General features: G+C 68.3%; 6 protein-coding genes. 3 read left to right on the top strand and 3 right to left on the bottom strand.

Annotation, left to right across the window (positions count from 1 at the left end):
- Nucleotides 1-252 precede the first annotated feature (252 nt).
- Nucleotides 253-3,216 carry a response regulator gene (locus tag ACYQPG_RS11300; protein ID WP_461230956.1) on the top strand — a complete coding sequence of 988 codons (2,964 nt, stop codon included), beginning with the start codon at nucleotides 253-255 and terminating at the stop codon, nucleotides 3,214-3,216.
- 247 nt (nucleotides 3,217-3,463) lie between these two features.
- A complete protein-coding gene (locus ACYQPG_RS11295; protein ID WP_461230955.1) occupies nucleotides 3,464-6,106 on the top strand; it encodes an MHYT domain-containing protein in 2,643 nt (880 codons plus the stop codon).
- 407 nt (nucleotides 6,107-6,513) lie between these two features.
- Here ACYQPG_RS11295 and ACYQPG_RS11290 read toward each other — a convergent pair whose 3' ends face one another.
- Genes ACYQPG_RS11290 through ACYQPG_RS11280 form a run of 3 tightly spaced genes read right to left on the bottom strand, consistent with a single transcriptional unit; the run spans nucleotide 6,514 to nucleotide 10,774 of the window.
- Nucleotides 6,514-9,012 carry a two-component system VirA-like sensor kinase gene (locus tag ACYQPG_RS11290; RefSeq protein ID WP_461230954.1) on the bottom strand — a complete coding sequence of 833 codons (2,499 nt, stop codon included), beginning with the start codon at nucleotides 9,010-9,012 and terminating at the stop codon, nucleotides 6,514-6,516.
- Nucleotides 9,009-10,010: a cytochrome-c peroxidase gene (locus ACYQPG_RS11285; RefSeq protein WP_461230953.1), complete on the bottom strand. Its 1,002-nt coding sequence runs from the start codon at nucleotides 10,008-10,010 to the stop codon at nucleotides 9,009-9,011. Before ACYQPG_RS11285 ends, ACYQPG_RS11290 begins: the two co-directional genes overlap by 4 nt.
- Before the next feature lie 2 nt (nucleotides 10,011-10,012).
- Nucleotides 10,013-10,774: a response regulator gene (locus tag ACYQPG_RS11280; RefSeq protein ID WP_461230952.1), complete on the bottom strand. Its 762-nt coding sequence runs from the start codon at nucleotides 10,772-10,774 to the stop codon at nucleotides 10,013-10,015.
- 376 nt (nucleotides 10,775-11,150) lie between these two features.
- On the opposite strand from ACYQPG_RS11280, the gene ACYQPG_RS11275 reads away from it, so the two are divergent.
- Nucleotides 11,151-11,477: a hypothetical protein gene (locus tag ACYQPG_RS11275; protein ID WP_461230951.1), complete on the top strand. Its 327-nt coding sequence runs from the start codon at nucleotides 11,151-11,153 to the stop codon at nucleotides 11,475-11,477.
- Nucleotides 11,478-11,516 lie beyond the last annotated feature (39 nt).

The following is an 11,516-nucleotide window of genomic DNA, read 5'->3' as shown; positions in this document are numbered from 1 at the left end:
ACGCCGTGGGTGCAATCGTTGCGCGCGGCGGGACGAGGGCGGTCAGCGCGTCGGCACGAGCTTGGACCGCCGCGCTCGAATCCGACGCGTCGCGTCACACCCCGGTGCGGGAAGCGCCGCCCGGAGACGTGGCCGGGGCGGGCCAGCAACCACTGCGCGGTCACCGTGTTGTCGGGGGCACCCGAACTCCGCATCCCGTCACATCGCGGCCTTGCGTCGGCGAGCGCATCCGTTCCCGACAGCGAGCCGCCCATGACCGACACCCGTACGCTCCCGCCTCATGTCGGCGACGCCCGCCGGCTGGAAGCGCTTCGCGAGTACGACATCCTCGACACGCCTCCCGAGAAGGGGTTCGACGATATCGTCGAGCTGGCTCGGCTGATCTGCTCCGCCCCGGTCGCGCTCGTCAGCCTCGTGGCGGGCGACCGCCAGTGGTTCAAGGCAAAGTCGGGTTTTGCCTCGTGCGAGACATCCCTCGACAAATCGATCTGCGCGCACGTTCTGGGCGCACCGGACATTCTGGTCATCCCGGACCTGTCGCTGGACCCTCGCACGCGAGACAATCCACTCGTCACCGGCGAACCGAGCCTTCGCTTCTACGCCGGCGCGCCGTTGGAGGCCGTCGACGGCCAGCGCCTCGGCAGTCTCTGCGTGATCGACTTGGCTCCTCGACCGGACGGTCTCACGGACCGGCAGGCGACAGCCCTGCGCGCGCTCGCCGGACAGGTCATGTCACAGATGGAGCTGCGCCGCTCGGTCGCCGAGCGCGAGGGCCTTCTCTCCGGCCAGGCCGCGCTGATCGATCAGCAGAACGCGCTGATCGCCGCCCAGGCCGCCGTGACCCAGGCGGCCGGGGATCGCGACGTCATTCTCGATACCCTTGTGGGCGGCGTCATGGCCGCGGTCTCCCAAACCGAAGGGGCGGTGATCGAACTGCGCGAGGGCGACGAACTGGTCTACCGCTCGGCACGCGGTGCGCTCGGCGCCCACGTGGGGCTGCGCGTCCCGATCGCCGGCAGCCTCTCAGGCCACTGCCTGATGAATGCCAAGCCGGTCCTCTGCCCGGACCTCCTCGTCGATCCCCGGGTCAGGCGAGACCTCGTCGAAGCGCTCGGCGCCCGCTCGGCCGTCTGCGTCCCGATCCTCCGCGGAGGCGAGGCCGTCGGCGTCCTGAAGCTCCAGTCCAGCCACCCCGATGCCTTCACCGGCCTCGACCTGCACGTCGCCTCGCTGTTCGCCGGCACCATACCGGCCGGGCTGGCGGAAGCCGGCGAGGCCGAGGCGCGCCGGGGCATGCGGGCGGGCGAGGCTACTCTGCGGACGGTGATGGAGACGCTCCCCGTCGGCGTCCTCATTGCAGAGGCGCCGTCCGGACGCATCGTCGGTCACAACGCCCGCGCCGGAGCGATTCTCGGGCACGAGGTGGCTGACGATACGACCGGCGAGCGGCCGGAACGCTGGATCGGGTTCCACGCCGACCGGCGCCGGGTCGATCCCAAAGAATGGCCGCTGGCCCGGGTGGCGCGGGACGGCGAGCCGCGCGCGGATCTCGAGGTGGACTACCAGCGCGGTGATGGAAGCCGCGCCTGGGTCGGATTCTCGGCTGTGCAGATGCGCGACATCGACGGTCGCTGCATCGGCGCCGTCATGGTGGTGACCGACATCGACGGACGCAAGCGGGACGAGCTACATCTGGCTGCCGCCAAGCAGGCCGCGGAGGAGGCCAACCGGGCCAAGAGCGAGTTCCTCGCCAACATGAGCCACGAGCTTCGGACGCCGCTTTCGGCGGTGATCGGCTACTCCGAAATGCTGCAGGAGGAGATGGAGGACGGCGGCCACGACGACCTGCTGCCCGACATGCGCAAGATCGAAGCGAACGCCCGCCACCTCCTCGGGCTCATCAACGACGTGCTCGACCTCTCGAAGATCGAGGCCGAGCGCATGGAGACCTACGTCGAGGACTTTGCCGTCGACGCCATCGTGCGCGACGTCGCGGCGACGGTGGAATCTCTCGTGTCCGCCAAGGAGAACGCCCTATCCTTGGACCTCGCCGCCGACCTCGGCGACGCGCGCACCGACGTGACCAAGCTGCGCCAATGCCTGATCAACCTCCTGAGCAACGCAGCCAAGTTCACGGAAGGCGGACGGATCACCCTGTCGGCGGAACGGGGCGAACGCGACGGCGTCGATTGGCTGACCTTCCGGGTGAGCGACACCGGAATCGGCATGAGCCCGGATCAGCAGGCACGGCTGTTCGAGCGGTTCACGCAGGCCGACGCCTCGACCACGCGGAAGTTCGGCGGGACGGGGCTCGGCCTCTCCATCACACGGGCGTTCGCATCCATGCTGGGCGGCACCATCGCGGTGGCCAGCGAGGCGGGGCGTGGGACGACCTTCACGGTGTCGGTGCCGGCGCGCATCGCCGGAACGAACGACGCACCTCAGGTGGACGAGGATACCGGGCCGACGCCGTCCGATGACGCATCCGGGCGGGGCGTCGTCCTCGTCGTGGACGACGATCCTGCAACGCGCGATCTCCTGACCCGCTTCCTCAAGCGCGACGGGTTCCAGGTCGCGGCCGCCGTCGACGGCAGGGAGGGCTTGGACATGGCCCACCGCCTGCGGCCTCGGGTCATCCTCCTCGACGTGACCATGCCGCAGATGGACGGCTGGTCGGTCCTCCGTGCGCTCCGTGGCGATACCGAACTCGGAAACACGCCGATCATCATGGTGACGGCGCTGGGCGAGCGGAACCTCGCGTTCTCCCTCGGCGCCACGGACTACCTGCAGAAGCCGGTGGATTGGGACGAACTCCATGGCGTGATGGACCGCTTCCGTCCCCAGGACCATGAAGGTCCGTTGCTCGTCATCGATGACGATGACGACACGCGTGACCGGATGGCGGCGAGGCTGTCCCGGGAAGGCTGGCGGATCGTCGCCGCCGAGAATGGAAAGGTCGGGCTCGCCGCCGTCGCCGCCGAGCGGCCGTGCCTCGTACTGCTCGACCTCATGATGCCCGAGATGGACGGCTTCACCTTCCTGAGCATCCTGCGGGCCAAGCCGGAATGGGGCTCGATCCCGGTCGTCGTGCTGACCGCCAAGGACGTCGACGGCGAGGACCGGCGGCGACTGGCGGGGCAGGCCGACAGCGTCCTGCGCAAGGGCCAAGTCGGCCTCGACGAATTGCCAGCGCTGCTGCGCTCGGTAGTCACGTAGCCCGGGGCTGCGGCAAAGCCTGCAGACGCGATCGGGCGCTGCCGAGCCACCGGCGCGAGAGCCATTCCCTATCGCGTTGCGCTCGGGAGCTGCTCCAAGTCCTTGATCCGATACGTTCGCCGACGCTGGATCCGTATCCGGTTCGGCGGCGAGCGCTCCCGCCGGAAGCGGGCCTTCACGATTCGGAGATCGACCGAAGACCGCAGTCGTTCGGTGCTACGACCGCCCACCACGCACCGGAAGTCCTATGGTTCACACCGGATACAATCCTCTCCTCGTCGCACTCTCCATCATCATCGCGATTTTCGCCTCGTACGCAGCCCTCGATCTCGGCGCGCGGGTCCGGCGCCCCGACGCCGGACCCCGCTGGGCCTGGGGCGCCGGCGCCGCAGTGGCGATGGGCGGCGGCATCTGGTCGATGCATTTCGTCGGCATGCTGGCCTTCGAAATGGGGATGGTGGCCGCCTACGATCTCGGACTGACCCTCCTATCCCTGCTGATCGCGGTGGGCGTCACCGCCGGAGCCTTCGCTTGGGTCGCACGCAGGGGAACGGGCGCGGGTTCGCTGCTGGTCGCCGGCCCGCTCATGGGCCTTGGCGTCGCGGCGATGCACTACACCGGAATGGCGGCCATGCGGGTCCCCGGCAACCTCGCCTACGATCCGGCCGTGGTGGCGGTGTCGGTCGCCATCGCGGTCACTGCTGCCACCGCTGCGCTATGGCTCACCTTTCGCCGCAACCGGCCCTGGCAGAAGCTCGCGGCCGCCTGCGTGATGGGGTTGGCGGTCGCCGGAATGCACTACACCGGGATGGCCGCGGCGACCTTCACCGCGCAGGAGGCCGGCGCTCATGCGCCCCACGTGGCCGCCCTCGCGGCGGGCCAGCGCGACCTCGCTTTGGCGGTGGCGGGCGTCACCTTCCTCATCCTGTTCCTGGCGATGATCGCCTCCTCGCTCGACCAGCGCGGGGTGCAGCGCCGCCTGCACGTCAGTGAGGCGCGCTTCCGCTCCGCCGTTCGGGCCGTGAACGGCGTGATGTGGACGACCGATGCCACGGGGCGCTTCGTCGAGGAGCAGGCGGGATGGGCCGCCATCACCGGGCAGGCACCGGAGACCTACATGGGCGCGGGATGGGCCGAGGCGATCCATCCCGAGGACGTCGCCGCGACGGTCGCGACCTGGACCCAGGCGCTGCGTGACGAGGCCCCCTACACCGTCGAGCATCGCGTGCGCACCGCCGAAGCCGGCTGGCGCCGCTACGTGGCCCGGGCGGTGCCGGTGCGTGATGCCGACGGGACGGTTCGGGAGTGGGTAGGGGTCCATGAGGATATCACCGAGCGCCACGCGTTCGAGGTCGCGCTCAAGGAGGCGCGGGACGCCGCCGAGGAGCACAGCCGGGCCAAGAGCCGGTTCCTGGCCAACATGAGCCATGAACTCCGCACCCCTCTCTCGGCCGTGATCGGCTATTCCGAGATGCTGGAGGAAGAGGCGGAGGAACTCGGGCAGGAGAGCCTCCTGAAGGATCTCGGCAAGATCAAGTCGAACGCCCAACATCTCCTCGGGCTGATCAACGACGTGCTCGACCTGTCGAAGGTCGAGGCTGAGAAGATGGAGCTCTATCCCGAGGACATCGATGTCGCCGCTTTCGTCGCGGACGCGGCCGCCACGGTCGAAGCCTTGGTGAAGAAGAAGGGAAACGTCCTCGTACTCGACGTGGGCGACGATGCGGGCCAAGCCCGCACGGACGCGGTGAAGCTGCGCCAGTGCCTGTTCAACCTGCTCTCCAACGCGGCCAAGTTCACCGAGGGCGGCACCATCACCCTGGAAGCCGGACGGGAGACGGGCCCCCGTGGCGACTGGCTCCGGTTCACGGTCCGGGATACCGGCATCGGCATGAACCCCGAGCAGGTCGGCCGCCTGTTCGAGCGGTTCACGCAGGCCGACGAGAGCACCACGCGCAACTACGGCGGGACCGGGCTCGGGCTGGCGCTCAGCCGTGCCTTCGCTCAGCTGCTCGGCGGCGACATCACCGTGACGAGCGCGACGGGTGAGGGAACGAGCTTCACCCTGCGCGTGCCGGCGGCAGCACCGGACCGGACGGTCGATGACGGGCCGGACGCGGTGCCGGAGAACGGCGAACGCACGGGGGACTTGGTGCTCGTCATCGACGACGAGGCGTCCCAGCGCGAGCTCATGACCCGGTTCCTCGAACGCCAGCGGTTCTCCGTGCGCACGGCGGGGGACGGGCGCACCGGCCTCGATCTCGCTCGGTCGCTCAAGCCCCGCGCCATCCTCCTCGACGTGATGATGCCCGACATGGATGGTTGGTCTGTGCTCGCTGCCCTCAAGTCGGACCCAGAAACCGCCGGCATCCCGGTGGTCATGGTGAGCTTCGTCGCCGACGCGACGCTCAGCGCCTCGCTCGGAGCCGTCGATGCCGTGCCGAAGCCGGTGGACTGGGGACGTCTCCGGACGATCCTGGACCAGTTCCGGGCCGCGGACGGCGATGTCCTGGTGGTCGACGACGATGCGGACATGCGGCACCGTCTCCGGACCGCCCTCGAACGCAACGGCTGGAGCGTCCGCGAGGCCGGCGACGGCCGTGAGGCGCTGGATCAGGTCGGGCTCGGCGTGCCACGCCTCATCCTCCTCGACCTCACCATGCCGGTGATGGACGGGTTCTCGTTCCTCGACCGTCTGAGAAGACTGCCGGGTTGCGCCGACGTGCCGGTGGTGGTCCTCAGCGCCCGGGATGTCACGGCCGAGGAGCGCGACCGGTTGTCGAAGGCCGACCGCGTCCTGCGCAAGGGCGATGCCAGCCTCCAGGACATCGCCACCGCATTGCGCAAGCTCGACAACCGCCAGGAAACCAGCTCGGCCCAGGATCACTAGTTCGACTGCGTCCGTGGCCGAGCGACGGGAAACCGAATCCCATTATTCAAGCGTAACTGATTGGGAATCAAACTGGTTTCGCCAGCAATGTTTCTAGGCCACCCCTTATATCCCGTGTGACGTAAGTATAAATCGGATCAATATCGCAAATTATTAATCGCCACTGTGCTAGGTCTGGCCAAAGAAAAGGCGTCGATGCCGGAAAGCAGGCCATCCGCGCTACCGTCTGCGAGCAAAGGTGGTTGCAGCTTGAGCGTTCACCGCCGAAATAAATCCCGGTTCGGTGGACGTGAGAGCATCGGATCAGGGACTTAATAACGTCCCCGATGGCAATGCGCTCGCAAGCGGATCTCAGGGAAACGGCGGGGACTTACCAAGCCGAAATAGCAGTAGATCCGGGTCTCTGATCAAGTACTCTTCTGAAAACGCTTGGCTTTCGCGGCGTCGCGCCGGGATGGTGCGCTCCGCATCTCGGATCCCAGATGTCGTCGCAGCGTTAGCGCGAGCGCGGTCGAGCGCCAGGGTCGGCGTGCGACATCGACGATGGGGACGGCCGAGAGGACCTCCGGCCTCACCGTGTCTGCGGCCGAGAGCGAGAGGACGATCGGACGGTTCACGATCGCGGCGGCCCGGCGGGCGAAGGCGAGACCCAACGGACCCGACAGCCTGTTTTCGACGATCAACAGGTCGAAGCGCTCGGGCTCCGCGCGCAGGGCCGCCAGCGCTGCCTCCGTATCGGTGTAGCCGATGGGCTCGTAGCCCAGTGCCGCAAGGGTCTCCTCATCCTCTTGCACAGCCGCGCGCACGCCCCCGACAACCATGACGGTTGCGCCGGCGACCGAGGTGGCGGTTTCTGCCTGCGGGATCACGGGCAACCACACCTCGAACGTGCTGCCCTCTCCCACTGCGCTGTGCACGTCGAAGGCCCCATCCTGCTCCTGGACGAACTCGAAGGCGGTGGCGAGCCCGAGCCCGGTTCCGGCCGGACGGGTGGTGAAGAAGGGCTCGAAGATGCGCGCGAGCGTCCCGTCATCCATTCCGCGGCCGGTATCGGCCACGCGGATACGGACGTACTCGCCCGCTGGCAGCTCACCGTGGGAGACGGTTCGCCGCTCGGGTAGCCGGACGCGCGCGAGCTGCACGTCGACCGCCGCGCCCGGTTCGGAGGCCTGCATCGCGTTACGGATGAGGTTGTGGACCACCTGCTGCAGCTGTGCCGGCTCGCCATCGACGACCGCGCCTTCGGCAGCCCCCGTCAGGCGGATCGTGGTCGGGTCGGCGGTCGAGGTTCGGATCTGCGCCACCGTCTCGGACACGATCGCATCCACCGCGCTTGTGCTCTGGGCGGCGCCGCCCCGCCGCCCGTAATCGAGGATCTGCGCCGCGATCTCGTGCGCGCGGCCACCCGCCTGGACCAGAAAATCGATCTGCTTGCGAGCCCGTTGCGGATCGGCCGGCAGGGCGTCCGCTGCGATCTCGGCATGGCCGAGCATCACGTTGAGCACGTTGTTGATGTTGTGCGCCACGCCGCTTGCGAAGATCCCGATCGCTTCGAGCCGTTGCGCTCGCCGAAGGGTCGCCTCGATCTCGCGGCGCTCCGCCCAGACATGCTGCCGCTCCAGGGCGGCCCCGAAGCTGTCGGCGACGACCTGCAGGAGGCCACGCGAGTGCCGCATCCAGGGCGGCAGGGTGCTGCTGGTGCGCTCGAAGCACAGCACGCCGACGATTCTGCCCTGCCGACGCATGCGCGCGCACGTGAATGTGGTGACCCCACGCCGTGCGAGGGCTTGAAGCAAAGCCGGAGGGCCATGCCGGTCCGCCGTTTCGATGAAGATGTAGTCTTCCGGGGCGGCCGTGATCTCGGGCACCAGGGCCCGTTGCGCATCTGGCCATCCGCAAGGCGCCCGATGCCCCGGCCGATTCCAGAGATGCACCGCATCCGTGCCGTCGAGCATGAGGACGTAGCAATTGTCCGTCCCCGCTCCTTCGCCCACGATGGCCATGGCATCGACGATGTGGCCTTCGATCTCGTCGGGCTGGCTGGCGAGAAACAGGTTGGTGGCCCGCGCCACGACGGCTTGGAAAACGATCGTCCGGCGCAGGATCACGGTGCCGGCCCGCATCAGGAAGCCGACGCGAACCACCAGGGCGAGCAGCGCCAGGGCCGCCGCGTAGAGGGCGAGTCGGAAACCGTCCGCGCGGGCCTGCCGCCGGTCCTTGAGGGCGCGGCGGGCCTCCAGCAAGGCTTGCCGCGCCGCCTCGCTCGACGCTGCCGGAAGGGAGCGGGTGATAGTGTCGACCTGCGGCAGCAGATCCAGGAGTTGACGGCCGTGCAGGACGATGGCGCCTATGTCCGCACCCCTGTCCGCTCCCCAGGGGGCCGCAGCGAGGGCGTCGAGCCGGGCGCGGATGGCGTCGAGCCGCTCGGGGCTCGCGTCCCGGGCAAGCTCCGAGACCCGTATCTGCAGGGCGGCGACCGCGCGGGCGAGCCGGGGATCGATATCCGGCTCGGACATGCGGTCGCTGAGGGAGTCGAAATAGGCGATCGAGTTCTGCACGAGGGCGTTGCCGGTCTTGAAGCGCTCGACCATCTGCGCCTCTCGGCTGATCGCCTCGGCCAGAACATGCATCTCGCCGTCGTCGGGGCCGTTCGCCGCGCGCATGCCGGCCAGCGCCGCGCGCATGTCCCGGAGGTGGGCCACGATCGGATCGTAGTTGCGCAGGAGCCCGGTCCTGGCGCGGAGCACGTCGTGCTGCATCCGGGACTCCGCGAGGGCGATGGCGTCGATCGTTCGCTGGGTCCGCACGTAGGCGGCGTCCATCTCGCCTTTGCCGTTGATCATCAGCCACGTGAGAAGCGCGGCCAGCAGCGCGCCGAGGACAGCGGCCTGCGCGGTCAGCCTCATCGTTGCGGCACCGCGGAGGGCGCGTTCGGAGCCGTGAGGGGGCGTCCCGCGTAGGAGCCGGTCAGGGTCCCGAGGAACGCCACGATCGCGTCGGTCTGCGAAGCCGTCAGCTCCCGGCCGAGCTGGGCCCGCGCCATGAGCCGCACCGCCTCGGGTAGCGTCGCGATGCCGCCATCGTCGAAATAGGGGGCCGTGACCGCGACGTTGCGCAGGCTGGGGACCCGGAGCACCTCGGCGGCCTTGTTGGGGATCGTGACGAAGATCCCGACCTTCTCGAACAGGTTTCCGCCGACATTGACGCCCTGGTGGCAGGCGGCGCAGCCGATGCCCCGAAACAGGGCGAAGCCCGCCCGCTCCGCCTCGGTGATGGCGTGGGCGTCGCCGCGCAGCCACCGGTCGAAGCGGCTGTCGGGGGTGAGCAGGCTGCGCTCGAAGCTGTTGATCGCGTCGATCACGGCCTCCCGATCGGCCTCCCGGCCGTAAGCGGCGCGGAACGGCTCGGCGAGCGCCGGATCGTCGCGGATCACCGCAAGGATATCGGGCCACGATCCGCCCAGGAATTCCGGTCGCGTCAGGGCGAGCTCGGCTTGGTCCTGCAGGGTCGGGATATCGCCCGCCCAGCCGAGGCGGAAGCTCAGTGCCGCATTGAAGGCTGTGGGCGTGTTGCGCGGGGCGGGCGTGCCGTCGGCGGTGAGATTCCGCGCGACCGCGCTCGCGCCGTTGCTGAGGATGTCGTGGCAGGTGATGCAGGCCCGGTCGCCCCCGCGCGACAGCCGGGTGTCGGTGAACAGCATCCGGCCGAGTGCGATCCGGTCCGGATCCGACCCGAGGCTGGTCGGGACCGGCGTGATGACGTCCAACGCCTCCACGGCCTCTGCCGGAAGACGGCCGCCGGCCGGCTGCTCCTGGGCGAACGGCGGCAGGACGGCCAGGGCGCTGCCCACGAGGCCAGCCACGAGAACGGCGGCGGCGGACCGGGCCAAGCGCGGCAGGGCCACGGCTATAGTTTCTCGACGTGCGCGGCGAAGACGTAGCCGACGCCGCGCTCGGTGACGATCAGGCGCGGTGTGCTGGGATCCGCCTCCAGCTTTCGGCGTAGCCGCAAGATCTGGACGTCGATGCTGCGGTCGAACACGTCTTCGTGGACGCGGGTGGCCTGAAGGAGCTGCTCGCGGCTCAGTGGACGCTGAGGGGCGTCCAGGAAGGCCACCAGCAGCGCGTATTCGCCCTTGCTGAGGGCGACATTCGCGCCCGCGGGGTTGGTGAGCCGCCGGCGACGCCGGTCGAGAACCCAATCGTCGAAGCGGCTCCGGTGAGATTCCTGGGCCCGGGCTGGAACGGGTACGACCTCGGCTCGCCGCAGGATCACCCGCACCCGGGCGAGCAGCTCACGCAAACCGTAGGGTTTGACGAGGTAATCGTCCGCGCCGAGTTCGAGTCCGATCACCCGGTCGATCTCGTCCCGGCGGTGACCGGTGGTGATGATCACCGGCAGGTCACTCCTGGCGCGCAGGTCGCGCAAGAGATCCAGCCCGTTCTCCGACCCCAGTCTCAGGTCGAGCACGACGAGATCGAAAGTGCCTTCCGCAAGCCGCTTCTCCGCCTCCGCTCGGTCGGTCGCCGGGGTGACGTCGACGTCGTGGTCGGCGAAGTGGTCCGAGACGATGCGCTGCATGCCCGCATCGTCCTCGACGAGGAGGATGCGCGTCGTGCCGGGACGTGCGCTCCGCCCGTGACTTCGGTCCAGACTGGGTTCGATCATGGCCAACTCCGCTTCGCGGCAGCCTGCCGCGACGGCACGATCTCGATGCGCCGGCTCAAGGACAAAGGCAGCTGCCCCGGATTGGGGGACTGCGCCGCCCGGGAGACCGACCCATCCTTCGCCGACCCACCCCGGCCGCCCTTCAGGGGACGTCCGGACGTCGGGCCTTGCACGGCGAAGCTGATATCATGCCCCCCAAAGGATTGCGCCCTTCATATTGTGCGGGGCAACACAACACGAGCATTCGCCCTGGACATAGCTGTATCGGACGAACGAAGAGACGGTTTGTTACAGCTGTAATATGAATTGATGCTGACCGACATGGCGATGTAACTCGAAAATACAATGGTCGACTTCTCGTAGTGGAGAGGTGGCCATGATTGATGCCGTGATCGCGGCGGTCTGCCCGCGCAGCCGCAGACACTTCCGTAAGTCTGGACCAGATTGGCGGGATTCCGTAGCGGACACTGGGCAGCCGCCGGGCAGCCGATCCCGGGATCGTACCGGCCCGACTCCACCGTTGGTCGCTGGCCCCTCAGCGGGACGTGGCGCCTTCGCATGGCTGCTGGAGGCTTTGACGATCGGCTTCGCCTACGGCGGATGTATCCACAATACGCATCCTGATTATATCGAATTTCTTGCCGATATTAGTGCAATTTATCAGAGCAATAGTAAATCAGATTTATTGCCATCGACCGAATAAGTTCGATTTACGGCATATATAAGCTGAGTTGCAATCCGA

Source organism: Methylobacterium sp. CM6246 (assembly GCF_054818005.1).
Note: the sequence above shows the minus strand (reverse complement) of the source record. Positions and strands in the feature narration are given on the sequence as shown.